The sequence below is a fragment of the Myxococcota bacterium genome (genome assembly GCA_041389495.1).
Classification (GTDB): Bacteria; Myxococcota_A; UBA9160; order UBA9160; family UBA4427; genus JAWKRT01.
Genome location: JAWKRT010000001.1, coordinates 1,924,937 through 1,951,756, shown reverse-complemented (window position 1 = coordinate 1,951,756; position 26,820 = coordinate 1,924,937). Strand labels below are relative to the sequence as shown.

Genomic DNA, 26,820 nt, shown 5'->3' with positions numbered 1-26,820 from the left:
CGCCCGGGCGGCCGCGTGCAGGAGCTCTTCGAGGCCATCCGCGCGGCGTGCGGCGCGAACGCGTGGTCGCGCGGCGTCGAGCTCGCGCGCGCGGGCTGCGTGGCCGGCGACGCGGGCCGCGACGGCGACGGCAGCGACGAGCTGCGCCTCTCCGTGCGCGTCCCCGGACACACCGTCGCGGCGAGCGTCGCGCTCTACCCCGACGACGAGGACTGGGACTGCGACTGCGGGAGCCAGGCGGACGCCTGCGAGCACGCCGCCGCGGCGGTGATCGCCGTGCGGCGCGCGCGGCAGCGCGGCGAGCCGCTCGCCGCCGCGAGCGCGGCGCCGCCGCCCGGGCGCCTGCGCTACCGCCTCGCGCGCGCGCCCGGCGGCGGGCTCGAGCTCGAGCGCGAGATCGCGACCCCCGCCGACGGCGGCGAGCGCGTGCACCGCCTCGAGAGCACGCTCGACGCGCTCGCGAAGGGGCGCGTCGAAGGGCCGCCGTTCGCGGCGACGCAGGCCGACGTGGCCGTCGAGCTCGCGCTCGGCGCGCGCCGGCGCGGCGCGCTCGACGAGCCGTCGCTGCGCAGGCTCGTCGAGCCGCTGTCGCGCTGCGAGGACGTGCGGCTCGACGGCGCGCCCGTGCGCTTCGACCCCGAGCCCGTGCGTCCGCTCGTCGTCGTCGAGGACGCGGGCCCGGGCTTCCGCGCGCGGCTCGCCGAGCCGGCCGGCATCGACGAGCGCTTCCGCGTCGGCCTCGTGCGCTGCGGCGACGTGCTGCGCCCGGTCGGCGCGGCGGGGCTCACGGGACGCGAGCTGCACGACCTCGGGCCGGGCCTCGCGTTCGCCGCCGACGATGCGCTGCGCCTCGCGACCGAGGTGATCCCGTCGCTCGCGGAGCGCATCGAGGTCGACGTGCGCACGCGGCGCCTGCCGCGCACGACGGACGTCGCCACCCCGCGCGTGCGCGTCGAGACCGAGCGGCGCGGCGACGCGCTCTCGGCGCTCGCGACGCTCGTCTACGGCGACCCGCCCGTCGCGCGCGTCGACGCGGGGAAGCTCGTGGCGCTCGGCGGGAGCGCGGTTCCCGTGCGCGACCTCGAGGCCGAGCGCGTCGCGGCCGAGCGCGTCGCGCGCGAGCTCGGGCTCGCGCCCGGGCGGCGCGTCGAGCTGGCCGGCGAGGACGCGATCGAGCTCGCCGGGAGGCTCGCGACGTGGCGAGGCGCGGTCGCGGGCCGCGCGCACGAGGCGTTCCACCGGACGGCGCCGCTCGAGGCGCGGATCGCCGTCGACGGCGGGCGCTTCGACGTCGCGTTCGTCGCGGGCGGCGGCGACGACGACGGAGGCGAGCGAGGTGCGGGCGCCGCGCGCGGCGGCGCGCGGAGCGCGGACGCGCGCGCGGTGATCGACGCGTGGCAGCGCGGCGAGTCGCTCGTCGCGCTCGCCGGCGGCGGCTTCGCGCCGCTGCCGCGCGACTTCCTCGCGCGCCACGGCGCGCGCGTCGCCGACCTGCTCGCCGCGCGCGACGCGCGCGGCGAGGTGGCCGCCTGCGCGCTGCCCGACCTCGCGCGCCTGTGCGCCGACCTCGACCTCCCGCCGCCGCCCGCCTTCGAGCGCCTGCGCCCGCTCGTCGACGACTTCCGCGGCATCCCGCCGGCGGCGCTCCCCGCCGACCTCGCGGCCGAGCTGCGCGCCTATCAACGCGCGGGCGTCGACTGGCTCGCGTTCCTGCGCGACGCCGGGCTCGGCGCGCTCCTCGCCGACGACATGGGCCTCGGCAAGACGCTGCAGACGCTCTGCGCGCTGCGCGGCCGCGCGCTCGTCGTCGCGCCGACGAGCGTGCTCGGCAACTGGCGCGACGAGGCGGCGCGCTTCCGGCCCGGGCTGCGCGTCGCGCTCTACCACGGGCCGGCGCGCGCGCTCGACCCGGCGGCCGACGTCACGCTCACGAGCTACGCGCTGCTGCGGCTCGACGCCGACGCGCTCGCCGCCGTGGCGTGGGACGCGGTCGTGCTCGACGAGGCGCAGCAGATCAAGAACCCGGAGAGCCAGGCCGCGCAGGCCGCGTTCCGCCTGCGCGCGCAGCAGCGCGTCGCGCTCACGGGCACGCCGGTCGAGAACCGCCTCGAGGAGCTGTGGAGCCTGCTCCACTTCCTGAACCCGGGCCTGCTCGGCGGGCGCGCCGACTTCCGCGAGCGCGTCGCGCGGCCGGTCGCGAACGGCGACGCGGAGGCGGCGGCGCGGCTGCGCGAGCGCATCGCGCCGTTCGTGCTGCGGCGACTCAAGCGCGACGTCGCGCGCGAGCTGCCGCCGCGCACGGACGTGGTGCTGCGCTTCGCGCTCTCCGACGAGGAGCGCGCCGTGTACGACGCCGTGCGCGCGGCCGGCCTCGCCGCGGCGCTCGACGCGCTGCGCGCCGGCGGCAGCCTGATGCCCGCGCTCGAGGTGCTGCTGCGCCTGCGCCAGGCGGCGTGCGACGCGGCGCTCGTCCCGGGCGTCGGCGCGCCGCCCGCGTCGTCGAAGCTCGAGCTGCTCGTCGCGCGGCTCGAGGAGGCGCGCGACGACGATCACCGCGCGCTCGTGTTCTCGCAGTGGACGTCGCTGCTCGATCGCATCGCGGCCGCGCTCGACGCCGCTGGCATCCCGTGGGTTCGCCTCGACGGCGCGACGCGCGACCGCGACGCCGTGGTCGCGCGCTTCCAGGCGGGCGAGGTGCCGGTGATGCTCGTGTCGCTGCGCGCCGGCGGGACGGGGCTCAACCTCACCGCCGCCGACCACGTCTTCCTCGTCGACCCGTGGTGGAACCCGGCCGTCGAGCAGCAGGCGGCCGACCGCGCGCACCGCATCGGACAGACGCGCCCGGTCGTCGTGCACCGGCTCGTCGCACAGGACACGGTCGAGGAGCGCATCCTCGCGCTGCACGAGAGCAAGCGCGCGCTCGCACTGGCCGCGCTCGGCGAGGGCGGCGACGACGCCACCGCAGCGGGGCTGACGCGCGAGGACCTGCTGGCGCTCCTCGACTGAGCGCGGCGCGCGCGTGCGGCGCGCCGCTCAGACCTCGTCGGTCCCGAAGATCGTGCGCTCGAAGTGGTCGGCCGTCTCGGCGAGGTAGCGGAGCACGGCCTCGATCTCCTCGCGGTCCGGGTCGTCGGCCATCAGCGTGTCGACGAGGACGAGCTGGTCGCCGCGCAGCGCGAGCGCGCCGTGCGGAAGGCCGTAGTTGAGGCGCAGGGCGGTGTTGAGGTGGAGCGGGTCGATGTGCTCGGTCGGCCCGATCCCCGAGGCGAGACGCACGAGCGGCTCGTCGTCGAACTCGAACGCGTCGAGCGTCACGATCTGGCGGCGGCCGCCGTCGATCGGCACCTCGATCTCGTCGCGCGTCCGCTTCCAGCCCTGCTCGTCGCACACGGCGTCGATGGCCCGCTCGAACTCCTTCGACAGCGCGTCGCTCATGGCCGCTCCTCGGTGCGCGCGTCGGGCGCGCGGGAGCGCGCAGGCTATCAGCAGCGCGCGCGCAGCGCGACGCGCCGGTGCGCGGGCGCGTCACCTGCCCGGGCGGCCCGTCCACTCACGCGGCGACGATGCTCCGCGCGGAAGCGGAAGCCCCGACGTCGCCCCGGTGCGGGCGGCCGCGCGGGTGCGGCGGAGGGACAGGAGTCGGAGATGGGCATGTTCGCCGAGTCGCCGTTCGCGCTGAACGGCTTCGAGCTCAACATCCAGGACGCGCTGACCGCGATCGACCGCGTGCTGCGCGACGGGCAGGTGGCCGACAGCACGCGCGTGATGCTCGAGGCGGCCCGCCGCGCGCTGCGCGACGAGACCGACTAGCGCGCCCGCCCGGGCGCGAGCGCGGCCGCGGCCGCGCGCTACGCGTCGCCGTCCGCGTCGCCGTCCGTCATGAGCGGAACGAGCAGCCGGTAGTAGGCCTCGGGCGCCCACACGATCTCGAGCCCGATGCCGCCCGCGCCGGCCGAGACGAGCTCGCGCCGCACCACCTGCGTGCGCGCGAGCACTGCGCGCAGCTCCATGTCGTCGAAGCCCGCGCCCTGCAGCACGACGCGCAGCTCGGTGCCGGCGGGCGGCGTCGTCCCGGTTCCCGTGCGCACGAAGAGCCCGCGCGGCGACACGTCGACGACGACGCCGTTCGTCTTGCGCCCCTCCGCGTGGAGCTCGCACGTGAGCCGGTGGCGCAGACGCTCGAAGCGCCGCCGCTCCTGCTCGGACTCGCCCCGCCGCGCCGCCATCGGCCCTCCTCGTCGCCGCCCGCGTCGCGCGCGAGCGCTCGGCGCCCCGCCTCGCGCGCAGGGACCCGGGCCCCATCGGCCGATGCGCCCCGCGCCTCGAGCACCGGGACGGGTAGACTGCGGCCTCCGCGCGCCGCCGTCCGACATCCACGGCCGCCGCTGCGCGGGGAAGGAGTGCACGAGGGAATGGCGCTGCGAATCGGCGTGATCGGCGCGGGCGTGATGGGGAGCGGGATCGCGCAGACGACCGCGACGTTCGGCTTCGAGACGGTCTGCTGCGACGTCGCGCCGGCGGCGCTCGAGAAGGCGCGCGAGAGCGTCGCGACCGGGCGGTTCGGGCTCGAGCGCGCCGTCGAGCGCGGCAAGCTCACGCGCGAGCAGGCGGAGGCCGCACACGCGCGGCTCACCTTCACCGGCGAGTTCGAGGCCGCCGCGAGCTGCGACCTCGTCCTCGAGTGCGTGCCCGAGCGCCTCGACCTCAAGGTGCGCACGCTGCGCCAGCTCGACGAAGCGGCGCCCGAGCGCGCCGTGCTCGCGTCGAACACGTCGGGCTTCCCGATCGCGGCGCTCGCCGCGGCGACCGGCCGGCCCGACCGCGTGATCGGCTGGCACTGGGCGTCGCCGCCCGTCGTCATGAAGTTCGCCGAGATCGTCGTCACCGACGCCACGAGCGAGGAGACGCGCCGCATCGTGTGCGAGACGGCGGAGGCCTGCGGCAAGCACCCCGTCGTCGTGAAGGACGCCCCGATGGCGTGGGGCTTCGTCGCGAACCGCATCTACGCGGCGATGCTGCGCGAGGCGGCGCGCGTCGTCGAGGAAGGCGTCGCGACGCACGAGCAGGTCAACCAGCTGATGGTCGAATGCTATGCGTGGCCCGTCGGCCCCTTCGCGATGGTGAAGGGCGCCGGCAGCGGCTGGCAGTAGCGGGCGCTCCGTGACGACGGCGGGCCCCGAGGCGATCGGCGCGACGCTCGACGACGTGCGCGGCTGGATCGACGCCGCGTCGCGCGTCGTCGCGCTGACGGGCGCGGGCATCTCGACCGAGTCCGGCATTCCCGACTTCCGCGGCAGGAACGGACTCTGGACGAAGAACCCGGCCGCGGAGAAGATGGCGACGATCCAGCACTACATGGCCGACGCGGAGGTGCGGCGCGCGGCCTGGCGCCACCGCGCCGACCCCGCGAACTGGCGCGCCGAGCCGAACGCCGGCCACGCCGCGCTCGTCGAGCTCGAGCGCCGCGGCAAGCTGCACACGCTGATCACGCAGAACGTCGACGGCCTGCACCAGAAGGCCGGCACGGCACCCGAGCGCGTCGTCGAGATCCACGGGACGATGCGCGAATCCGTGTGCATGACGTGCGGCGACCGCGGACCGATCGAGCGCGTCGTCGAGCGCGTGCGCGCGGGCGACGACGACCCGGCCTGCGAGCGCTGCGGCGGCATCCTCAAGTCGGCGACGATCTCGTTCGGCCAGTCGCTCGTCGAGCGCGACCTCGAGCGTGCCTTCGCCGCGGCCGAGCGCTGCGACCTGCTGCTCGCCATCGGGTCGACGCTCGCCGTCTACCCGATCGCCGGCGTCGTGCCGACGGCGCGCGCGGCGGGCGCGCGCATCGTGATCGTGAACGGCGACCCGACGGAGATGGACGCGATCGCCGACGCGATCGTGCGCGGTGCGATCGGCGAGGTGCTGCCGCGCCTCGTGACGCCGCTCGCCGCCGACCGGGCGCGCGCGGGCTGAGCGCGCGCCGGTGGAGCGCGCGCGGGCGCGCGCTCAGGCCACGCCCGCGAACGCGCTCCGCAAGGCCTCGCGCCCGTCGCGCTCGACGAGGTCGCCGTGCGTCACGACGATGCGTTCCGGGTCGAATGCCAGCAGGCGGTCGAGGCTCGCGCGCAGGGCGCGCCGATCCCGGATCATCGAGCGCGCGAGGCGGCTCGGCCCGAAGCGATCCCAGGCGCCGGCGACGCGCAGGAAGAGCTTCGTGCGCGCGTTCGCGGCGCGCCGCACGTGGAAGCACAGGTCGGTGAGCACGAGCGTCCGCGACGCGGGGTGGAAGAAGACGGTCTCGTCCATCCGCGGCATGCCGTCGACGTGCACCTGCTCGAGCACGCCGGCCCAGCGCGGCGCGGGCGTCGCCGCGAGCGGAGCCAGCCCGAGTGCGGGGTACTTCGCGCACACGGCCTTCGCCGCGTGGCGCTCGGCGTCCGGGAAGGCGGCGACGGCGGCGGCGAGGAACAGGTGGTGGAAGGCGTTCGGCGCCACGATCGCGCGCACGGGCCCGCGCGCGCGCAGCGCCGCCACGTCGTCGTCGCCGAGCGGGCCGGGTGCGAGCAGCGCGAGCGCGCCGTCCGCGAGCCGCACGACCGTCGTGCGCGTCCCCATCTCGATGCCGCCCGGCATCGCGAGCGGGTGGTCGATCGTCCACAGTCCGGCGTCGTCGCCGGCGATCGGTCGCAGCACGTCGGCCCCTCCCCTCCGTTCGCCCGCGCCGCGCGCGGCGTTCAGCGCGCGCGCGGCACGCCGATGCACGCGATGCCCGGCACGGGCGACGGCGGCAGCGCGATCTTCCGGATCTCCCAGTCGTAGCGGTCCGCGCCGTCGACGGCGTCGATCAGCGCGCGCAGCTCGCCCTCGTCGTACACGCGCAGGCACGAGACGACGCCGTCCCACAGCACGAGCAGCGGAATCGCCGGCACGACCCACGCGAGCGCGAGCCAGCTCCAGCGGAACGGGCGCAGGAGCGGAACCGACAGCGCGGCGGCGAGCGCGGCGAAGGGCATCGACGCGAGGAACAGCGGGTGGCGCGACACGCCCTCGAAGACGGCGATCGCCTCGCCCGCGTCGACGGCGCTCTGCAGCACGCCGCGCGCCGCGTCGGGCGGGAAGTGGTGGAAGGCGTTGAAGAGCGTGCGCACGCCGCGAAGACGCGGGGGAACGCGCGTCGCGTCGACCGGCTCGCGCTCGCCGTCGATCGCGAGCGCGACGGCGCCCCCGTCGGGCGCGGCCTCGTCGCGCGCGCGCGCCGCGAGCCACGCGAATGCCGCGGCGTTCGGGTGCAGGTCGGTCAGCGTGACGTGCACGGGGCGCCCCGCGCGCGCGAGCTCGCGCGCGACCGCGCACACCGGCCCGCCGCTGCCCGAGCCGAGGTCGACGATGCGCGAGCCGCCGCTGCGCTCGAGAACCTCGCGCAGCACGGGCGCGAGCGCGCGCTCCTGGTGCGAGACCTCCTGCGAGAAGCGCAGATAGGCGGTGCCGGCGTCGCGCAGGACGGCCGGGAGCCAGGGCTGATCCTCGAGCTCGACGAGCTGCCGCCGGCGCACGGCGCGCAGTATGGCCGAGCGCCCGCGGCGCGACGTGCAGCGGTTCGCTGCGCGCGGCCGGCGCGGGCAGCCCCGGGGCGCGCGGCGCGCGCCTAGCGAGCGCGGAGCGGAGTCGCGCGCTCGACCGCGACGAGCAGCGAGCGCGGGCCGTGCGCGCCGGTGACGAGCGCCTGCTCGATGTCGGCCGTCTTCGACGGGCCGGCGACGAAGCCGCGCCAGCAGGCGCCCCCCGCGGCTGCCGACTGCGCGCGCGCGCCGGCGTCGGCGCCGGCATCGGCGTCGGCGTCGGCGTCGGCGTCGGCGTCCAGGAGGTCCTCGATCGGCGCGATCGCCGCGAGCCGCGCGTACGCCGCGTGCATGTCCGCGACGAGGTCGTCCGCGCGGACGACGAGCACGAGGTGCTGGCAGAGGAGGAGCGCCCCGCGCAGTGCGCGTCCGCGCTCCGCGAGCGCGACCGCGCCGTTCTCGGCGACGCCGAACGCGCCGCGCACGACCGCGACGTCGACGTCGGCGAACGCGTGCGGGGCGGCGGCGCGCGCGAGGGCCTCGAGCCGCGCGCCGGGTGCGAGCGCGGCCGCGAGCACCGCGTGCTCTCCGCGCGCACCGGCGAGGGCGACGCCCGCGGCGACGACCCGCCGCGCATCGCGCAGCGGCGCGTGCGCCGCGAGCGCGCGCGCGAGCGCCGCCTCCGCTCCTCCGCCGTCGACCGCGACGCACGCACCGCCCGCGGCGCGCACCGCGTCCGCGAAGGCGTCGACCGCGGCCTCCGCCGCTCGCGCGGTGTTCGGGTCGCGCGCGTCGGCGCGGTCGAAGCGCGCGAGGTCGGGCCGCGCGACCGCCGGCGCCGCGTGCGCGCGCACGGCGGCGAGCACGCGCGCGCGCGCGTCGCCCCGCGCAGCCGGTTCGCGGCCTGCGCGCGTCACGGTCGTCGCCCTCGTCCGTCGCCCGTCCGCTCGGCGCGCGCGCCCGTGCCGCGCTCGCGCTGCCACCAGCTCCGGAACGACGCGCGCGGAAGGTCGGGGAGCGCGCGGTGGCGCGTCCAGGCATCGCGCCCGACGAGCGCGCGGGGGAGGCGCGCGACGAGCGGACGCGCCGCGCGCCGCAGCCAGTCGAGCAGGCGCGGGCGCGCGAGCATCCACGCGCCGGCGCGCGCGCCGAGCCGCTTCGCCGACGGCGCCGAGCGCGCTTGCGCGATCTCGGCGCGGAGGACGAGCAGCTGGCTCGGGAGGTCGATCTTCACCGGGCACACGTCCGCGCACGAGCCACACAGGCTGCACGCGCCGGGCAGGCTCGCGTGCGCGCGCGCGTCGCGCGCCGGGCCGAGCACCGACCCGATCGGCCCGGGCACCGGCGTCGCGTAGCTGTGGCCGCCGCTGCGCCGGTACACGGGACACGTGTTGAGGCACGCGCCGCAGCGGATGCAGGAGAGCGCGCTCGCGAGCTCGGGGCGCGCGGCGAGCGCGCTGCGTCCGTCGTCGACGAGCACCACGTGCAGCTCGCCGCCGGGCGCCGGGCCGCGGAAGTGCGACGTGTACACGGTGAGCGCCTGGCCCGTCGCCGAGCGCGCGAGCAGGCGCAGGAAGACGCCGAGGTCGCGCTCGCGCTCGACGAGCTTCTCGATGCCGACGCACGCGATGTGGAGCGGCGGCAGCGCGGTGCCGAGATCGGCGTTGCCCTCGTTCGTGCAGACGACGATCTCGCCCGTCTCGGCGACCGCGAAGTTCGCGCCCGTGATGCCCGCGTCGGCGCCGAGGAAGGCGTCGCGCAGGTGGGCGCGCGCGAGCGCGACGAGGCGCTCGGGGTCGCGCTCGCCGGCGGGGCCGCCGAGTGCGCGGTGGAAGAGCTCGCCCACCTCCTCGCGGCGCAGGTGGATCGCCGGCATCACGATGTGGCTCGGCGGCTCGCGCCGCAGCTGCACGATGCGCTCGCCGAGATCGGTGTCGACGACCTCGATGCCCGCCGCCTCGAGGAACGGGTTGAGCCCGCACTCCTCCGTGAGCATCGACTTGCTCTTCACGACGCGCCGCGCGCCGCGCGCGCGCAGGAGCCCGAGCACCGTCTCGCACAGCTCGCGCGCATCGGCCGCCCAGTGGACGTGCGCGCCGCTCGCGACCGCGCGCGCCTCGAACGCCTCGAGGTGCGCGCCCCAGTCCGCGCGGACGGCGGCCTTGAGCGCGGCCGCGGCGTCGCGCAGCGCCTCCCACTCCGGGACGCTCGCCGCCGCCGCGTCGCGCCGCTTCCGCACGCCGTACACGGCGGCGTCGTGCCAGGTGACGCGGGCCGCGTCGCGCGCGAACGCGCGCGCGCGCGCAGGGTGGCCGGCGTCCGCCGCGCCGGGGCCCGGCGCCGTCACGCGCCCTCCCCGCTCCGCGCCGCGCGCGCGGCGCGCGGCGCACGGCCGAGCACGCCGTCGCGGAGCACCTCGGCGACGTGCGCGAACGCGAGGGGTGCCGCGCCTCGCGTCGCCGCCGCGCGCGCCGCCAGACCGCGCAGGTGGAGCAGACACGACGCGTCGGTCGACGCGACGACGTCGGGCGCGGTGCGGCCGAGGTCGGCGAGACGGTCGGACCCCATGCGCGCGGAGACCGCGTCCTCGGCGACCGCGAACGTCCCGCCGAAGCCGCAGCACTCGTCCGCGCGCTCCTGCGGCGCGAGCGCGAGCCCGTCGAGCCGCTCGAGCAGCGCGCGCGCGCGATCGACGGGCGGCGCGGCGTCCATGCGCTCGCTCGCGGGGCCGAGGCGGAGCTCGCGCAATGCGTGGCAGCCGCGGTGGAGCGCGACGCGGGCCGCATAACGTCCGCGCACATGGTCGGCGCCGAGCACGTCGACGAGCCACTCGCACAGCTCGCGCGTGCGCTCGGCGAGCCCGTCGAGGAGCGCGCGCTCGCGCGCGTCGCGCGCGAGCGCGGGCGCGTGGCGACGCACCATCGCCGCGCAGCTCGCCGACGGCGCCACGACGTGGTCCACCTCGCACGCGGCGAAGGCCCGCGCGAGGCCGAGGGCGAGCGGGCGGGCGTCGTCGCGGCAGCCGAGGTTCGCGAGCGGCTGTCCGCAGCACGCCTGCGCGAGCGGGAAGACGACGTCGACGCCGAGCGCCTCGAGCAGCTCGACGGTCGCGATGCCGACCTCGGGCGCGAGCTGGTCGACGTAGCAGGGGATGAAGAGCGCGACGCGCATGGACGGACGAGCCTACTCCTCCCGCCGCGCGGGAGCGACGACGCGCTCAGCTCTCGAGCCGTTCGCGCAGCCGCACGCGCGTCCACGCGAGCAGGCCCGCCGTCGCGGCGAGGACGTAGGCCACGTCCCAGAGCGCGATCGGGCGGAAGCTCCCCTCGAACGCCATGTGCGCGAGCCGCACCGGGTGGAGCAGCGGCGTCGCCTCGGCCACCCAGAGCCACGCGCCCGAGAGCCGCTCCTCGATCGGGAAGAAGACGCCGGAGAACAGGAAGAGCGGCGTCAGGAAGAGCGTGAAGTAGAAGCTGAAGAGATCGATCGTCGGGATGCGCAGCGTGAACGCGAAGCCGAGCGCGCCGAAGAGCAGCCCGGTCAGCGGGATCACGCCGAGCATCGCGAGCGAGTGCGGGAGGGGCGCGAGGCCGAACGCGATCGTCACGAAGTAGAAGATCCCCCCGTAGAGCATCACGCGCGTCATCGCCCAGAGCAGCTCGCCGGCGAGCACGTCGTCCGCCTCGATCGGCGCGGTGAGCATGAGGTCGTACGTCTTCTCGAACTCGAGCCGCACGAACGTGTTGTACGTGACCTCGAAGCTCGCGCCGTTCATCGCCGCCACGCACACGAGCCCGGGCGCCAGGAACTCGGCGTACGAGCGGCCTCCCATCTCCGTGATGTACGCGCCGACGCCGATGCCGAGCGACGCGAGGTAGAAGACCGGCTCGAAGAAGTTCGGCAGCAGGTTCCACTTCCAGCTCTGCGCGTACATGGCGAGGCTGCGGCGCCAGACGGCGAGCGCGTGTCGGGGCGAGAGGCTCACGCGCTCACTCCGCGTCCGCCTCGAGCGTCGTTCCCGTGACGCGCAGGAAGACGTCCTCGAGGTTCGCGGGCCGCACGACGAGCGGCCGACGATCGCCGCCGTCGTGCGCGCGCAGCCACTCGGCGACGGCCGCCGCGTCGTCGGCGAAGAGCATCGAGCGCGACTCGACCCGCAGCGAGGCGCGCACGCCCGGGGCGTCGCGCTCGAAGCGCGCGGCCTCGTCGGCACTCGTCTCGAGCTCGACCACCTCGCGCGCGAGCTCGCGCTCGATCAGCGCGCGCGGCGCGCCCTCCGCGACGGCGCGCCCGTGCGAGAGGATCGCGACGCGGTCGCAGAGCCGCTCGGCCTCGTCCATGTAGTGCGTGGTCAGGAGCACGGTCGTGCCGGACGCGCGCAGGCGCCGCACGCGCGCCCAGAGCGCGAGGCGCACGGCCGGGTCGAGCCCGGTCGTCGGCTCGTCGAGGATCAGGAGCTCCGGCGAGCCCATCAGCGACAGGCCGATCGCGACGCGGCGCTGGTAGCCGCCCGACAGATGGCGCACGGCGAGCCCCGCGTGCGAGCGCAGCTCGAGGAAGCCCATCAGCTCGTCGACGCGCTGCGAGAGGGCGGGCTCGCGCAGCAGGTGGTAGCGCCCGAAGACGCGCAGGTTCTCCTCGGCGGAGAGCGTCTCGATCAGCACGTTCTCCTGGAGCGTGACGCCGAGGCGCGCGCGGATGGCGCGCCGTTCGCGCTGCGCGTCGAGGCCGAAGACGCGCAGCGCGCCGCGGCTCGGGCGCGTGACGCCGTAGATCATCCGCAGCGTCGTGGTCTTGCCGGCGCCGTTCGGACCGAGCAGCCCGAAGCACTCGCCCGCGCGGATGCGCAGCGACAGCGCGTCGACCGCGACGCGCGCGCCGAAGCGCTTGCCGACGGCGTCGAGCTCGACGACGACGTCCTCGGCGACGGAGGTCGCGGCGCCGGGCGCGGCGGCGGAGGAAGGCGCAGCGGCGGACGACATGCGCGCACACTAGCAAGGCGACGTGTGCGGCGAGCCGTTGCCACCCGCCCGGGTCGGCGGTATCGAGCGCGACGCGATCCGGCTCCCGGCGCCGACGCAGACGGCGGGCGCCCGCGGCCGACACCGACGGCCGACACCGACGGCCGACACCGACGGGAGGGTGCGACGTGATCCTCGACATCGAGCGCACGTGGGACGGCGGCGCGGCGCTCCCCGGCGAGCGCGTGCGCATCGCGCTCTCCCGGAGCGCGCGCGGCGCGCGCGACGACTGGCGCATCGAGGTCGACGCGCCGTTCCACGGCGACCCGGCGCCGGCCTCGCCGCCCGGCCCGACGCCGCGGCTCTTCGAGCACGAGGTCGTCGAGGTCTTCCTGCTCGCCCCGCCCGACACCTACCTCGAGGTCGAGCTCGGCCCGCACGGCCACCACCTCGTGCTCGCGCTCGAGGGCGTGCGCAACGCCGTCCGAGAGGAGCTCGCGATCGCGTACGCGGTGGCGCGCGAGGGCGCGCGCTGGCGCGGGGTCGCCGTCGTTCCCGGGTCGCTCGTGCCCGCCGGCGTGTCGCACCTGAACGCCTTCGCGATCCACGGCGCCGGCGCGGCGCGGCGCCATCTCGCCTGGCGGCCGGCCGCGGGGCGCGCGCCGGACTTCCACCGGCTCGACGTCTTCGCTCCGTTCGACGCAGAGGCGCTGCGCGTCGGGTGAACGTGCACGCCGCGGGCGCGGCGGGCGCGCACGCGCGAGCGCGGGTGATAGGCTCGGCGTCCGCACCGCGAGGGCGAGCGCGACGCACGCGCCACGGCCCCGCGACGCAGGGGGGACGGCGTGCGCATCCTGGTGACCGGCGCGACCGGCATGGTCGGCAGCCACGCGTGTGCCGCGCTCGCGCGCGCGGGCCACACGCTCCGCATCCTGGCGCGCGACGACGCGAAGGCGCGGCGCGTGCTCGGCGCACTCGGCCTCGACGCGCGCGCGCTCGACGTCGCACCCGGCGACGTCACCGATCGCGCGAGCGTCGCGCGCGCGATGGGCGGCTGCGACGCCCTCCTCCACGCGGCCGGCCTGCTCACCTTCGACCGCGACGACCACGAGCGCATGATCGCGACGAACGTCGGCGGCACGCGCACCGTGCTCGAGGAGGGCACGCGCGCGGGCTCGACCCGCTCGTCCACGTCTCGAGCCTGTCGGCGCTGTGGGAGCCGGGTGTCGAGGTCGCGACCGAGGACTCGCCCGTCGCCGCGCCGCGCGACCCGTACAGCCGCTCGAAGGCCGACGCCGAGCGCGTCGCCCGCGCGCTCCAGGAGCGCGGTGCGCCCGTCGTCTGCGTGTACCCGAGCGCCGTGTGGGGCCCGGACAATCCGACGCTCGGGAACCAGATCACGACCATCTTCGCGATGGTCCAGTGGAACTACTACCTGTCGGTCGAGGGCGGCATGCCGATCGTCGACGCGCGCGACCTCGCGCAGGCGATCGCGCGCGCGATGGAGCCCGGACGCGGCGCGCGGCGCTACATGCTCGCCGGCCACTTCCTGACGCACGACGAGATGCGCGAGCTGGTCTCGGATCTGCGCGGCGCCGCGCTGTGGCGCGTGCCCTGCCCGGGCGCCGCGCTGCGCTTCGCGGGCCGCGTCGGCGACTGGCTGCGCCGCTTCACGCCGATCGACCCGGGAGCCGTGACGGAGGAGTCGATGATGCTCGCGACGCGCGGCATCCGCGGCGACGACGCGAAGACGCTCTCCGCGCTCGGCCTCGCGCTGCGGCCGATCCGCGAGACCGTCGAGGCGCAGATGCGCTGGATGTACGAGAACGGGCACCTGTCGGCGCGCGACGTCGGCCGGCTGGCCGACGCCGCGCGCGCGAGCGGAGCGACGCCGACTACTTGAAGTCGATGACCGAGCGGATCACCTCGCCCGCCTGCATGGCGCGGAAGGCGTCGTTGATGTCCTCGATCTGGATGCGGCGCGTGATCATGCCCTCGAGGTCGAGCTTCCCGGCCTTCCACAGGCGCAGCAGCTTCGGCATGAACGTGCGGACCTGCGCGCTGCCGTACATCGAGCCGCGCAGCGTCTTGTCGGCGAAGAAGAACTCGAAGGCGCTGAACTGGATCATCTGCTCCATGCGCCCGACGCCGACGATGCAGGCGACGCCGCCGCGGCGCGCCGCGTCGTAGGTCGCGCGGATCGTCGCGGGGTTGCCGATGCACTCGAGGGCGTAGTCGAAGCCCTCGCCGCCCGTGATCTCGTTGTTGAGGCCGGCGAAGTCGTCGGGCTTGCACACGTGCGTCGCGCCGAACTTGCGGGCCATCTCGAGCTTGCTGTCCATCAGGTCGACCGCGAGGATCTCGGCCGCGCCGGCGATGCGCGCGCCCTGGATCGCCGAGATGCCGACGCCGCCCGCGCCGAACACGACGACCGACGAGCCGGGCGTCACGCCCGCGCTGTTGATCGCCGCACCGACGCCGGTCGTCACGCCGCAGCCGATCAGCGACGCGATGTCGAGCGGGATGTCGTCGTCGATCTTCACGACCGCCGAGTCGGGCAGGATCATCTCCTCGGCGAACGTGCCGCAGCCCGCCATGCCGGCGACCGGGTTCCCGTCGATGCGGAAGTGCGGCGCCATCATGCGACCCATGTCCATGCACAGGTAGGACTGGCCGCGCAGACAGGCCTTGCACTTCCGGCACGCGGGCGTGAACGACACGATCACCTTGTCGCCCGCCTTCACGTCGGAGACGCCCGGGCCGACCTCGAGCACCGTGCCCGCGCCCTCGTGACCGAGCACGCACGGCGGCGGCTGCGGGATCGTCCCGTTCTGCGCCGACACGTCGGAGTGGCAGACGCCGCTCGAGCCGACCTTGATGTGGACCTCGCCCGGGCCGAGATCGGCGAGGCCGACGTCGTCGCGGACGATCAGATCCTGGTTCAGCGCGGGGAGGATGGCGGCCTTCATGGGCGTTCCTTTCGTGAGCGTCGCGGGCGTGTCGCGCGCTCGGTCGGGTGAGAGGACGGAAGCGGCGGCGCGAGGCCGCGGATCCTAGACGAAAGCGGCGCGGCGCGTCAGCGTGCGGCGCGGCTCAGGCGGACGGGCCCGCCGGCGCCGTCGGCGTGAAGGTGACGGGCATCTCCTCGATGCCCACGATGAAGTTGTTGCAGCGCATCGGGAGCTCGGCCCCGGGCGCGATCTGCATGTCCGGAAGGCGGCGCAGCAGCTCCTCGAACATGATCCGCAGCTCGAGGCGCGCGAGGCTCGCGCCGAGGCAGAAGTGCGTTCCGTACCCGCCGAAGGCGACGTGCGGGTTCGGCGTGCGCAGCGCCCGGAACTCGCCGGGGGCCTCGAAGGCGCCGTCGTCGCGATTGCCCGAGTGGTAGAGCAGGAGGAGGCGGTCGCCCTCCCGCACCTTCTGCCCGCACAGCTCGGTGTCGCGCGTCGCCGTGCGGTTCATGTTCTTGATGGGCGACACCCAGCGCAGCATCTCCTCGACGGCCGTCGGGATGCGCGCCGGGTCCTCGAGCAGGAGACGGCGCTCGGCCGGGTGATCGATCAGCGCCTTCATGCCCTCGACGATCACGTGGCGCGTCGTCTCGTCGCCGCCGACGAGGATCAGGAGGCTCTCCTGTCGCAGCGCCTCGTCGTCGAGCCGCTCGCCGTCGATCTCGGCGTGGACGAGCACGCTGATCAGATCGTCCTGCTCCGGCCGGCCGCGGCGGTCCTCGATGACGCCCTGCGCGTAGGCCATCCACTCGGCGCCCGCCTGCATCGACCGCTCGCGCACCTGCGGGTCGTCGTTCCCGCTCGCGCTGACGAGGTCGTCGGACCAGCGCAGCAGGCGGTCGCGATCCTCGGGGCGCACACCCAGCATGTCGCCGATGATCGCCATCGGCAGCGGCGCCGCGATGTCGCGCACGAACTCGCACGAGCCCTTCTCGCACACGGCGTCGATCAGCTCGGTGCAGATGCGGCGGATCTTGGCGGCGTGGTCCTGCACGCGGCGGGGCGTGAAGCCGCGATTCACGAGGTTGCGTCGCCGCTTGTGCTGCGGATCGTCGAAGTTGATCATCGACGGGATCCACGAGTCGCGGTCGGGGCGCGAGCTCTTCCCCGAGCAGAAGAGCGACGGCGACTTCGACACGGTCTGGATGTCCGCGTGGCGGGCGACGCCCCAGATCTCGCCGACCGGGTCCCAGTAGAGCGGCGCGTTCTCGCGCATCCAGGCGTAGTCGTCGAGCGGAACGCCCTGGTACCAGCGCCCGTCGAGCAGGCGGACCGAGTCCTTCGTCGGGTGGTCGGACATCGAAGCGCCTAACGACCGCCGCCGGGCACCGTCACCGTGTCCGTGTCGCGGCCGGAGCGCAGCACGGTGCCCGGGAACGCGCCGGTGTGCTCGCGCCCGCGCACGATCTCGACGCCGTTCACGAGCACGTGGTCGATGCCGACGGCGTCGGCGTACAGGCGCCCCGCACCGGCCGGGAGATCCTCGCGCACGTACGTCGGGCCCGTGTCGACGGTGGCCGGGTCGAAGACGACGACGTCGGCGAACCAGCCCTCCGCGAGGCGGCCGCGCTCCTTCAGGCCGTAGAGCCGCGCCGGCACGTCGGTCAGCTGCCGGACCGCCTCCTCGAGCGGGATCGCGCCGTGCTTGCGCACGCCGTTGCCCAGCACCTGCGTCGAGAACGCGAAGGTGTCGATCATGTCGAGGTGCGCGCCCGCGTCGGACGCGCCGATCACCGTGCGGTCGTCCGCCCAGGCCTGCCCGCGCAGCCGCCAGGTCTCGGCGTCGTCGAGCCCGGTGGGCGGCATGAACGAGGTCTTGAGGCCGTCGGCGATCGCGATGTCGCAGAGCGTGTCGAACGGCGTCGTGCCGCGCTCGGCCGCCACCTCGCCCACCGTCCGGCCCGCGCAGCCCGCGTTCTCCGGGCTCATCACCTGGTCGATCCGCATCGCGCCCCAGTTCGCGGCGATGCCCCTCATGATGCCCGAGTCCTCGGAGCCGGCGCGCTCGTCGAGCCACTTGCGATAGGCCGGGTCGCGCAGCTTCTCGATCCGCTCCTCGACGGGCAGCCGGAAGAACGAGTCCCAGTCCGCGAGCGCGTCGAACACGAAGCCCGAGTGGAGATTGATGCGGATCGTCATCGTCTGCGGAACGGTCAGCGCGACGATCTCGGCGCCGCGCGCGCGCGCGTAGTCGGACGTCTCGAGCTGGGCCTTCGTGAGGTCGGTGTTGCCGCTGCTCACCGCCATCACGTTCCAGTTCACCGGCCGGTTCGCGGCGAGCGACACGTCGACCATGAGCTCGCGCGAGGCGTCGCTGTGCGGGCCGACGCCGGGGAGGAACTCGACCGTCGTCCCGGGGTGGTCGCGGCAGACGCGCGCGAGCTCGACGTGCTCCTCGCGCGCCGCGTGCCGCGAGGGCACGGGGTTGCCCTCGCCGTCGTTGTGCGTGGGCGAGATGGTCGACGAGAAGCCCATGCCGCCCTCGGCGAGCGAGCGCGCGAGCAGCGCCTTCATCGAGGCGAGCTCCTCCGCGGTCGCCTCGCTGCCGACGGCGCGCTCGCCCATCACGACGCGCCGCAGCGCCGAGTGCCCGACCATGAATCCCGCGTTCACCGCGATGCGACCTTCGAGCCGGTCGAGGTACTCGCCGAAGGCCTGCCAGTCCCAGGGCACGCCCTTCTCGAGGCTCTCGAGCGGCATGCCCTCGACGCGCGCGAGCATGCGCATGAGGTAGCCGCCCGCGTCGGGGGAGAGCGGCGCGATGCTGAAGCCGCAGTTGCCGCCGAAGATCGTCGTGACGCCGTGGAAGGGCGACGGCGAGAGCGTGCCGTCCCAGAACACCTGCGCGTCGTAGTGCGTGTGGACGTCGATGAAGCCCGGCGCGACCACTCGGCCCGTCGCGTCGATCTCCTGCGCACCGCGCTCGGCCACGTCGCCGATCGCGACGATGCGGTCGCCGCGAATGCCGACGTCGGCGCGGCGCGCGGGCGCTCCCGTTCCGTCGACGACCGTTCCGCCCCGAATCACGACATCGAGCATGGCGCTGCCTCCGCGGGCCCCGGGAGATGGGGAAAGGGCGCGGCGCCGCGCAGCGGCGCCGGACGCCCCCGATATACGCGGGCGGCTCGGGAAGGTCAATCGCGGGGGCGCGGTGCGGGCGGGAGCGACGCCGCGCGTCCGCTCAGAAGCGCATGCGCAGGCCGGCGATCGCGCCGACGCCCTCGAAGATGCCGGCGCCCATCTCGACGTCCGTCGCGTCGATCACCTGGAACGCCGCGGCCGCGCGGCCCTCGGCGAAGAGCACCGCGTCGCGCGCGACCGGAAGCTGGATCCCGAGGAAGCTCACTCCCCCCATGCGGATACCGAAGTTGTCGACACGCATCTGCTGGATCACCGACTCGACCATGTCGTCGTCGAGACGCATCACGTCGACGCCGAGGCCCGTCCCCACGTAGGGCGAGACGCGGTCGGGCCACGGCACGAACAGGAGCACGGTGCGGATGTTGTAGGACTTGACCTGGATGCCGGGAAGCCCGGCGAGCATCGTCGAGTACTTGCTCAGCTCGATCTCGGCCCCGATCTCGAGCCGGTCGCCGAAGGCGCTCACGAGAGAGCGGCCGAGGAACTTGTAGCGGTGGCCGATGTCGTCGTCGCTCGGCGCGAACGCGCCGCGGACGCCGATCGACGGCAGCGAGAGATCGCCGGCAGTGGCGACGGACGGGAGCAGGACACCGAGCAGGAGCCCGGTCGAGGCGAGCGTTGCAGCGACGAGTGCGCGCGTTCCGCGTCTCATGTCGCGCCTCCCCGCGCCGGCTGCGAGGCGGAGATGCCTCGGCCGACGGCTCGGGGGGCGTTTCGGAGTGGAATACCGCGACCTTGTGCCTCGAGCGCGACGGCCGGGGCACGTTTCGATGACGCGCGCAGCCGACGCGCAGCCGCGCCGCGCGCGCGGCGCGCCCCGCGCGCACGCGAGGCCAGCCGCTATGCTGCGCCCCCCGTCGAGGAGCCCGCGTTGCACGTCGCCGCCGCCGGACATCCCTGCCACACGCGCCTGCTCGAGATCGAGCTCGTCGCGGCCGCGGAAGGGAGGCTGCTCGCGCGCGGCGCCATCGTCGACGTCCGCAAGTGCGGCTTCGTCCCGATGCTCTCGGACATCCAGAACGCCGGCTTCGTGCACCACATGCGCATCGAGCTCGACGTCGACGCCGCCACGCGCCGCGTCGACGACATGCGCGTCGAGCAGCCGTACGTCGCGGTCGAGCCCTCGCCGCGCACGGACGGCGAGTGCTGCCGCGACCCGCGCGAGCGCCTGCTCGCGCTGGCGGGCGAGCGGCTCGCGCCCGGCTTCGAGAAGCGCGCGAGCGCGCTCTTCGGCGGCGGGCTCGGCTGCACGCACCTGCTGACGCTCGCGCAGACGCTCGGCCGCGCCCTGCCCTCCGCGATCGACGCCGAGCAGCGCGCGCGCGGCGCGGACGGCGCGGCCCGCGCCGCGGGCGAGCGCATCTTCAAGCGCACCGTCGTCGTCGACGGGCTCGCGGCGGCCGACGGCGCGAGCCTCGAGCTCGTCCTCCAGCAGGGCGATCTCGCGACGGCGCCGCTCGCGGTCGTCGACGCGCCGCTCGACCGCTTCGGCGCGCAGCACGACGTGCGCGTGCACGCGCGCGTCGAGATGGGCGGCATGAAGCTCGCGGCAGTGCGCTGCGCCGAGCGCGCGCGCACGCGCGCCGATTTCGGGACGGCGCGGGCCGGTGCGTGGAGCGAGCGCGACGACGAGGTCGCGGCGCTCGCGGGCGAGCGCATCATGCCGGGCCTCGGCTCGCGCCTGTTCGCGCTCTACGCGGAGCGGCCCGAGCGGCGGCACGTGCTCGATGCGCTGCTCCACCTCGGGCCGGGCTTCCTGCAGTGCATCGCGGCGCTGTGGGACGGGCCGACCTCCGCGGGCGGCGCGGGCGGCGGCGAGGGCATCGCGACCGTCGGCGGCATGCCCGACGCCTGTTACATGTGGCGCGCGGGCGGCGGGCTCGAGCGCAGGCGCACCGCGTACATCGCCGAGCGCGAGGCCGTGCGGCGCGCCGGCCCGCCGGGCGCCGGAGGGGGAAGCGGCGAGTGATCGAGTACGACCCGTGCTCCGAGGCCGTCTTCGACGACCCCTATCCCTTCTACGCGCAGCTGCGCGCCGAGGCTCCGATCTTCCGGCACCCGCGCTATCGGCCGTGGTTCCTGTCGCGCTTCGACGACGTGCTCGCGGCGCTCCTCGACGTGAAGTCGTTCACCGTGACCGAGGGAACGACGTCGATGGAGCTGCTCTTCCACCCCGACCCGGACGGCGGCGAGGAGACGTACTTCGACCGCTCCGATCTGCCCATGGAGATCGGCGCGGTCGCGACGCTCGACCCGCCCGTGCACACGCGCGTGCGCGCGGCGCTGAGCCCGCCCTTCAAGCCCGCGGCGGCCGAGCGCCTCGAGCCGTTCGCGCGCGAGATCGTGCGCGGCTGCATCGCGCGCGCGCGCGAGCGCGGCGGGCTCGACGCCGTCGCCGACTTCGCGGGCCACCTGAGCGTGCGCGTCGCGTGCCGCGTGCTCGGCGTGCCGATCGACGACGCCGACTTCTACGTGCGCTGCATCAACACGCTCTTCGAGCGGGACGCGGGCACGCCGGGCGTGACGCCGCGCGGCCGCGACGCCTCGATGGAGCTGCACGTCTACCTGATCCAGCGCATCCAGGAGTGGCGCGCGAAGGGCACGCGCCTCGGCGGGCTCGCCGACGCCATCCTCTACGGCGACTTCGAGGGCCGCAGGCTCAACGACCTCGAGGCGTCCTTCCACCTCTCGATGGTGCTCATCGGGGGCACCGAGACGCTGCCGAAGGCGGCGTCGGCCGCGATCTACCGGCTCTGGCAGCACCCCGAGCAGCGCGCGCGCGTCGCCGCCGACCCGTCGCTCGCACCGCAGGCCTTCCACGAGGCGCTCCGCTACGACATGCCGACGCAGATGCTCGGGCGCGTCGCGACGCGCGAGGTCGAGTTCCACGGGCAGACGGTGGAGCCCGGCGAGGCGGTGATGTTCCTGTGGGCGTCGGCGAACCGCGACGAGCGCGCGTTCGACCGCGCGGACGCCTTCGACGTCGGCCGCGGCCTTCCGCGCATCCTGTCGTTCGGACAGGGCACGCACATGTGCCTCGGCATGCACATCGCGCGCATGGAGGGCCGCGTCCTGCTCGAGGAGCTGCTCGCCGCGTTCCCCGAGTACGACGTCGTCGAGGCCGACGCCGTGCGCCTGCGCTCGGAGTTCTTCCGCGGCTTCGGCGCGCTCCCGCTCCGCGTCGCCTAGCCCGCGCCTACTTCTCCCACTCCCAGACGAGCGTGAGCCCGTAGGTGCGCGGGTCGGTGTACGTGTTGACGGCGATGCCCTCGCCGCCGAACGCCCCGAGCAGGCTGAAGCCGAACTCCTTGTAGTCCTCGTCCGTGATGTTGCGCATCCAGGCCATCGTGCGCAGGCGCCCGGTCGCGCAGGGCAGCTCGATGTCCGAGACCTGCAGCATCGCGTTGAGGGTCCAGAAGGGCTTCGTCTGGTCGATGGCCGCGCTCGGCGTATCGCTGAAGATCACCTCGTCCGACCACGACCAGTCGACGCGCGCCATCACCGTGCCCCAGCTGAAGGCGGGCAGCGTGTAGCTCCCGCCGACCGTCACGGAGTGCTCGGGCGTCTGCGCGAAGCCGCGCACGTTGGTGACGTCGCCGAGCACGGGGTCGATGAAGTTCCGGTACTCGGGGTGCGTGTAGCCGTAGCTCGCCTGCACCTCGGCCCCGTCGAACACCTGCGCGAGGACGTCGATCTCGGCCCCCCAGATGCGCGCCTCGGCCGCGTTCTGCACGAGCGTCGTCGCGCCGCCCGTGCCGGGGTCGAAGACGGAGACCTGGATGTCCTCGTAGTCGTAGTAGAACCAGGTCGCGTTCAGGCGCACGCGGCGGCGGAAGAAGTCGCCGCGGAAGCCGAGCTCGTGGGAGAGGAGCTTCTCCGGGCTGTACGGCGTGCCGAAGTTCGCGGGGTTGACGTTGCGCGCGTTGAAGCCGCCCGCCAGGAAGCCCGTGTTCGCCTTGTAGTACGCCATCAGGTCGTCGGTGAACTGCACCTGCACGCGCGCGAGCCACGACCAGTTGTCCCAGGTGTCCTTCGGCTTCGCGACGTTGGGCGTGCCACCGATGCCCGTGTCGATCAGCGTGCCGGCCGCCGAGTTCACGTTGAGGACGTCGATCTCGACGTCCTCGTTCGTGTAGCGGACGCCGCCGCTCAGCGTGATCCGGTCGCCCCACACGGGGAGCGTGAGGTCGCCCTGCGCGTAGCCGGCGAACGACTCCTTCTCGAACTTGTGCAGGAAGTCGACGGTGAAGCCGCTGCCCGCGAAGAACGGGTCCTGGAGGAAGTCCTGGTCGTTGATCGCGCGGCCGTTCTCGTTGAAGTAGTAGAAGCCGGCCACGTACTGGAACAGGCCCTGCGCCGTGTCGCCGTTCACCTGCAGCTCCTGCGAGAACTGCTCGTGGTCGACCTTGATCCCCGACTCGAAGAACTGGAAGCCCGTGCCATCGATGTCGGCGGCCTCGTCGTTCTCCTTCGTCCGATAGGCCGAGATCGACTTCACCGTCACGTCGCCGACGACGGGCAGCGTCGGCAGCTCGAGCGTGCCGGTCAGCGCGTGCCCCTGGATGTCGAGCTTGCTCTCGAGCGGCCGCGGGTTCGCGCCGTCGAAGGCCCCGTAGTTCGCGGCGACGACCTCGGCGCGGCGGCTCGTCAGGAAGGGCGAGAGCAGGAAGGGCGTGCCCGCGCCGCTCACCGCCGAGAGCTGGTACGCCGTCGGCTCCTCGTCGACGTGCGTGCGGTCGTAGATGTAGTCGAAGGTCAGGCGATCGGTGGGCACCCACTGCGTGCGGTGGTGGAGCGCCCAGCGGTCGACGTCGTCGAGGTTCGTCGCGCCGGAGCCCGGCGCGGTCGTGCCGGCGAACGCGGTCGGCGCGACCGTCAGGTTGTCCGCCACGTCGACGAAGCCGTCGCGGTTGCGGTATGCGAAGGTCGTGCGCGTGTTCACGTGGCCGAGCCCGCCGAAGGGGATCAGCGCGTCGCCGCCGTCGCCGAGCAGCGGCACGTTCCACACCGTGCGCTCGTCGAAGAGATCGAAGTTGCCGTACGAGAAGTCGTTGCGGACGGAGAGGACGTCGCTCGGCGCCTTCGTGCGCACCTTCACGGCGCCGCCGTTCGTGTTGCGCCCGTAGAGCGTGCCCTGCGGACCGCGCAGCACCTCGATCGCCTCGAGGTCGAGGTAGTCGATGAGCACGCCCACCATGTTGGACATGTAGACGTCGTCGACGTAGAGGCCGACGACCGGCTCGCGCGAGATGATGGGGTCGCCCTTGATCGCGCCGCGGATGTTGATCGCGAAGCCCGTGTTGCCGCCGGGATTCGTGTGGATCTTGAGATTGGGGACGTAGTCCGAGATGCCCTTCACGTCGACGATGCCGCGGTCGTCGAGCATCGTCTCGCTGAACATCGCGACGGAGCCGCCGGTCTTCTGGAGGTCCTTCTCCGTCTTCTCCGCGGTCACGAGCAGCGTCTCGAGGCCGCCGTCGAGCGCGGCCTCCTCGTCCTCGTCCTCGGAAGCTGCGGTGCCCGGCGCGATGACCGCGACGAGCAGCGCGATCGCGATCGGTCGAACCTTCGAGCCACGCTCGACCCGGCGGAGTGCACTCCGGCTCATCCCGTCCCCTCCCCCTGCGCACCGGTGGGTGCGCGAAGTCCGGGCCGCCATCGGCGGAACGCCGGGGGGAGTTGCGCGGAAAGTGCGTGTGCCCGGGAGCGGGTCAGATGCGCGCCGACGCGTGCGTCCGCACCTCGGGTCATCGCCCGAGTCGCGCGCGCCGCGCGCCGCGCGCGGCGTGGCCCGGAACGCGTCAGCGCTTGCGGTGGCGGAGGTCGCGCGGGAGGCCGAGCCCGCGCTCGGCGATGATGTTGCGCTGGATGTTCGACGCGCCGCCCGCGATCGCGACGGCCATGCCGCTCATGTAGCGCGCGTTCCACGCGCCCGCGGTCGCCGGTCCCGTCGCGATGTACTCGCCGTCGACCGGCGCGACGAGCGCGTCCGCGCCGAGCAGGTCGTGGGCGAGCTCGCCGATGCGCTTGCGCAGGTTCGTGCCGTAGAGCTTGGCCATGAGCGTCGGCAGCACGACCTTCGCAGCCTCGCCGCGCGCGCTCGCGGTCAGCACGCGCTTGCCCGTCCACTCCTGGGAGGCGAGGTAGCCCTCGATCTCCGCGAGGCGCGCGCGCACGATCGGATCCTCGATCGCGGGACGCCCGCGCCGGCGCACCGCCCGCGCGAGCGCGACGACGCCGTCGAACAGGTGCCGCAGCGCGCGCGGGTCGCCGATCATGTTGCGCTCGTGCACGAGCGTCGCGCGCGACACCTGCCAGCCCTGGCCGCGCTCGCCGACGATCCAGTCGCGCGGCGTGCGCACCCCGTCGAGGAACACCTCGTTGAAGAGCTCGCCGCCCGTCATCTCGCGCAGCGGCCGGATCGTCACGCCCGGCGCGCGCATGTCGAGCAGCAGGTAGGAGATGCCCGCGTGCTTCGGCGCGTCGGGCTCGGTGCGGAAGAGGCCGAACATGTAGTGCGCCTTGTCCGCGCCCGACGTCCAGATCTTGTGCCCGTGGATCACCCACTCGTCGCCGACGAGCTCGGCGCGGCTCGTGAGCGAGGCGAGGTCGCTGCCCGCGCCGGGCTCCGAGTAGCCCTGGCACCAGACGTCCTCGCCCGTGAGCGCGCGCCGCACGAAGCGCCGCTTCTGCTCCTCCGTGCCGAGGTCGACGAGCGTCGGCGCGAGCATGCCCGCGCCCTGCGTGAACAGCGGCCCCGGCGCCCCGGCGGCCGCGTACTCCTCCTGGATGATGCGATCGCGCAGCACGTCGGCCGGCGCGCCCGCCCCGCCGTACGCCTTCGGGATGTGGCGGTACACGTAGCCCGCGTCGATGCCGCGCTGGCGGAAGAGCGACTCCCGCTCGGCGGCGGGAAGCGCCGCCTCCGCGCCGCCGAGCGGCCAGCCCGCGAGGAAGGCGCGCAGCTCGGCGCGGAAGGCGTCGTACTCGGGCCCGTACCGGAGATCCATGCTCGCCTCGTCCCTCCGCGCGATCGCGGTCGCGCGCCACGCGCGGCGCGCCCGCCGACCGGAACGCCTACCAGCCCGACAGCTCCGCGAAGCGCAGCCGGTGCTCCTCGGGCGCGCCGAGGAAGGCGCGGTCGAACTGGATGCGCTTGAAGCCCATGTGGACGTCGCACTCCCACGTGAAGCCGATGCCGCCGTGGAGCTCGACGCACTCGCGCGCGACCTGCATCGCGCGATCCGTCACGTGCGCCTTCGCGAGCGCCGCGGCGCGCGGCGCCTCGTCGGGCAGCTGGTCGACGGCGTGCGCCGCGTACCACCACAGCGCGCGCGTCGGCTCGACGTCGAGCGCGCAGTCGGCGATCTGGTGCTTCACGGCCTGGAACTGCGTGAGCGGCGTGTCGAACTGCTCGCGCGTTCCGCAGTAGTCGATGGTCGTGCGCAGCAGCGACCAGGCGGCGCCGAACGCGTCGGCCGCGCACAGCACGAGCGCCGCGTCGCGCACGCCGGGTGCCGCGTCGGCCCCGTGCGCGAGCGGCTCGCAGGGCGCGCCGTCGAAGGCGAGCGCGTGCACGCGCCGCGTGCGGTCGACGCTCTCGACGGCCGTCGCGGCGACGCCCGCGCCGCGCGCTTCGACGAGCGCGAGCCCGCCGCCGCGCGTCCCGACGACCACGACGTCGGCCACGTCCGCGCACGGAACCGCGAGCTTCGCGCCGCGCAGGCGGTCGCCCGCGGCGTCGCAGGTCCAGTCGCCGGGCTGCCAGACGCCGTCCGCCTCGCCGAACGCGACGGTCGCGATCGCGTCGCCCGTCGCGAGCCGCGGCAGCCACGCGGCCTGCTGGGCGGGGCTTCCGGCGCGCGCGATCGCGAGCGCGGCGACGACGTGCCCGAAGAACGGCCCCGGGAGCCCGCCCTCGCCGAGCGCCTCGGCGACGAGCGCGAGATCGAGCACCTCGAGCCCCGCGCCGCCGTGCGGCTCGGGAATCGCGAGCCCGACGGCGCCGAGCTCGGAGAGACCGCGCCACAGTGCGGGGACGTGCTCGCTCGGCGCATCGAAGATCTCGTGCTGCCGCGTCGGCGGACACTCGTTGGCGACGAAGCTGCGCACGGTCGCCTGCAGCATCTCCTGCTCGTCGGAGAGTCCGAAGTCCAC

Annotated in this window: 24 protein-coding genes; 8 read left to right on the top strand and 16 right to left on the bottom strand. The window is 74.9% G+C overall.

Going from position 1 to position 26,820, the window contains the following annotated elements:
• The first annotated feature begins 15 nt into the window (after positions 1-15).
• Positions 16-3,006, top strand: a complete 2,991-nt coding sequence (locus R3E88_08625) for a DEAD/DEAH box helicase (GenBank protein ID MEZ4216528.1) — start codon at positions 16-18, stop codon at positions 3,004-3,006.
• Between the two features lie 27 nt (positions 3,007-3,033).
• On the opposite strand, the gene R3E88_08620 is transcribed toward R3E88_08625, so the two are convergent.
• Positions 3,034-3,435, bottom strand: coding sequence for a hypothetical protein (locus R3E88_08620; GenBank protein MEZ4216527.1), 402 nt, complete (start codon positions 3,433-3,435; stop codon positions 3,034-3,036).
• A 210-nt stretch (positions 3,436-3,645) separates the two neighbouring features.
• Here R3E88_08620 and R3E88_08615 point away from each other — a divergent pair, with 210 nt between their 5' ends.
• Positions 3,646-3,810 (top strand): hypothetical protein, encoded by a 165-nt coding sequence (locus R3E88_08615; GenBank protein ID MEZ4216526.1) that lies wholly within the window; start codon positions 3,646-3,648, stop codon positions 3,808-3,810.
• A gap of 38 nt (positions 3,811-3,848) precedes the next feature.
• Here R3E88_08615 and R3E88_08610 read toward each other — a convergent pair whose 3' ends face one another.
• A complete protein-coding gene (locus R3E88_08610; protein MEZ4216525.1) occupies positions 3,849-4,226 on the bottom strand; it encodes a PilZ domain-containing protein in 378 nt (125 codons plus the stop codon).
• 186 nt (positions 4,227-4,412) lie between these two features.
• Here R3E88_08610 and R3E88_08605 point away from each other — a divergent pair, with 186 nt between their 5' ends.
• Complete coding sequence (locus tag R3E88_08605; GenBank protein MEZ4216524.1) at positions 4,413-5,150, top strand: 3-hydroxyacyl-CoA dehydrogenase family protein; 738 nt, start codon at positions 4,413-4,415, stop codon at positions 5,148-5,150.
• A gap of 10 nt (positions 5,151-5,160) precedes the next feature.
• The gene (locus R3E88_08600) at positions 5,161-5,964 is read left to right on the top strand and encodes a Sir2 family NAD-dependent protein deacetylase (protein MEZ4216523.1); all 804 of its coding nucleotides are present in this window, start codon (positions 5,161-5,163) and stop codon (positions 5,962-5,964) included.
• Positions 5,965-5,997: 33 nt separating this feature from the next.
• Here the strand turns inward: R3E88_08600 and R3E88_08595 are convergent, their stop codons facing one another.
• From R3E88_08595 to R3E88_08565, 7 genes are all read right to left on the bottom strand, one after another.
• Positions 5,998-6,684, bottom strand: a complete 687-nt coding sequence (locus R3E88_08595) for a hypothetical protein (protein MEZ4216522.1) — start codon at positions 6,682-6,684, stop codon at positions 5,998-6,000.
• Positions 6,685-6,725: 41 nt separating this feature from the next.
• Complete coding sequence (locus R3E88_08590) at positions 6,726-7,544, bottom strand: class I SAM-dependent methyltransferase (GenBank protein MEZ4216521.1); 819 nt, start codon at positions 7,542-7,544, stop codon at positions 6,726-6,728.
• 92 nt (positions 7,545-7,636) lie between these two features.
• The gene (locus R3E88_08585) at positions 7,637-8,467 is read right to left on the bottom strand and encodes an LUD domain-containing protein (protein ID MEZ4216520.1); all 831 of its coding nucleotides are present in this window, start codon (positions 8,465-8,467) and stop codon (positions 7,637-7,639) included.
• Positions 8,464-9,897: a lactate utilization protein B gene (locus tag R3E88_08580; GenBank protein ID MEZ4216519.1), complete on the bottom strand. Its 1,434-nt coding sequence runs from the start codon at positions 9,895-9,897 to the stop codon at positions 8,464-8,466. Before R3E88_08580 ends, R3E88_08585 begins: the two co-directional genes overlap by 4 nt.
• Positions 9,894-10,721, bottom strand: a complete 828-nt coding sequence (locus R3E88_08575) for a (Fe-S)-binding protein (protein ID MEZ4216518.1) — start codon at positions 10,719-10,721, stop codon at positions 9,894-9,896. Before R3E88_08575 ends, R3E88_08580 begins: the two co-directional genes overlap by 4 nt.
• A gap of 46 nt (positions 10,722-10,767) precedes the next feature.
• Positions 10,768-11,535: an ABC transporter permease gene (locus tag R3E88_08570; GenBank protein MEZ4216517.1), complete on the bottom strand. Its 768-nt coding sequence runs from the start codon at positions 11,533-11,535 to the stop codon at positions 10,768-10,770.
• Between the two features lie 4 nt (positions 11,536-11,539).
• Complete coding sequence (locus tag R3E88_08565) at positions 11,540-12,532, bottom strand: ABC transporter ATP-binding protein (protein ID MEZ4216516.1); 993 nt, start codon at positions 12,530-12,532, stop codon at positions 11,540-11,542.
• A gap of 167 nt (positions 12,533-12,699) precedes the next feature.
• On the opposite strand from R3E88_08565, the gene R3E88_08560 reads away from it, so the two are divergent.
• Together R3E88_08560 and R3E88_08555 are read left to right on the top strand one after the other, a co-directional pair.
• Positions 12,700-13,236, top strand: a complete 537-nt coding sequence (locus R3E88_08560) for a hypothetical protein (GenBank protein MEZ4216515.1) — start codon at positions 12,700-12,702, stop codon at positions 13,234-13,236.
• On the top strand, positions 13,233-14,414 hold the full coding sequence (locus R3E88_08555; protein ID MEZ4216514.1) for an NAD-dependent epimerase/dehydratase family protein: 1,182 nt from the start codon (positions 13,233-13,235) through the stop codon (positions 14,412-14,414). Before R3E88_08560 ends, R3E88_08555 begins: the two co-directional genes overlap by 4 nt.
• On the opposite strand, the gene R3E88_08550 is transcribed toward R3E88_08555, so the two are convergent.
• The 4 genes from R3E88_08550 to R3E88_08535 form a co-directional block, all read right to left on the bottom strand.
• Entirely contained in the window at positions 14,407-15,480 is a 1,074-nt protein-coding gene (locus R3E88_08550; protein MEZ4216513.1) for a Zn-dependent alcohol dehydrogenase, read from the bottom strand. The two genes, R3E88_08555 and R3E88_08550, sit on opposite strands and share 8 nt — an antisense overlap.
• Before the next feature lie 124 nt (positions 15,481-15,604).
• The gene (locus tag R3E88_08545) at positions 15,605-16,822 is read right to left on the bottom strand and encodes a cytochrome P450 (protein MEZ4216512.1); all 1,218 of its coding nucleotides are present in this window, start codon (positions 16,820-16,822) and stop codon (positions 15,605-15,607) included.
• A gap of 8 nt (positions 16,823-16,830) precedes the next feature.
• Positions 16,831-18,561: a D-aminoacylase gene (locus R3E88_08540; protein ID MEZ4216511.1), complete on the bottom strand. Its 1,731-nt coding sequence runs from the start codon at positions 18,559-18,561 to the stop codon at positions 16,831-16,833.
• A 142-nt stretch (positions 18,562-18,703) separates the two neighbouring features.
• Entirely contained in the window at positions 18,704-19,315 is a 612-nt protein-coding gene (locus R3E88_08535; GenBank protein ID MEZ4216510.1) for a hypothetical protein, read from the bottom strand.
• 219 nt (positions 19,316-19,534) lie between these two features.
• On the opposite strand from R3E88_08535, the gene R3E88_08530 reads away from it, so the two are divergent.
• Together R3E88_08530 and R3E88_08525 are read left to right on the top strand one after the other, a co-directional pair.
• A complete protein-coding gene (locus tag R3E88_08530) occupies positions 19,535-20,632 on the top strand; it encodes a DUF2889 domain-containing protein (protein ID MEZ4216509.1) in 1,098 nt (365 codons plus the stop codon).
• The gene (locus R3E88_08525; protein ID MEZ4216508.1) at positions 20,629-21,852 is read left to right on the top strand and encodes a cytochrome P450; all 1,224 of its coding nucleotides are present in this window, start codon (positions 20,629-20,631) and stop codon (positions 21,850-21,852) included. Before R3E88_08530 ends, R3E88_08525 begins: the two co-directional genes overlap by 4 nt.
• Before the next feature lie 7 nt (positions 21,853-21,859).
• Here the strand turns inward: R3E88_08525 and R3E88_08520 are convergent, their stop codons facing one another.
• From R3E88_08520 to R3E88_08510, 3 genes are all read right to left on the bottom strand, one after another.
• A complete protein-coding gene (locus R3E88_08520) occupies positions 21,860-24,271 on the bottom strand; it encodes a TonB-dependent receptor (protein ID MEZ4216507.1) in 2,412 nt (803 codons plus the stop codon).
• 193 nt (positions 24,272-24,464) lie between these two features.
• Positions 24,465-25,673 carry an acyl-CoA dehydrogenase family protein gene (locus tag R3E88_08515; GenBank protein ID MEZ4216506.1) on the bottom strand — a complete coding sequence of 403 codons (1,209 nt, stop codon included), beginning with the start codon at positions 25,671-25,673 and terminating at the stop codon, positions 24,465-24,467.
• A gap of 67 nt (positions 25,674-25,740) precedes the next feature.
• Positions 25,741-26,820 carry an acyl-CoA dehydrogenase family protein gene (locus R3E88_08510; GenBank protein ID MEZ4216505.1) on the bottom strand — a complete coding sequence of 360 codons (1,080 nt, stop codon included), beginning with the start codon at positions 26,818-26,820 and terminating at the stop codon, positions 25,741-25,743.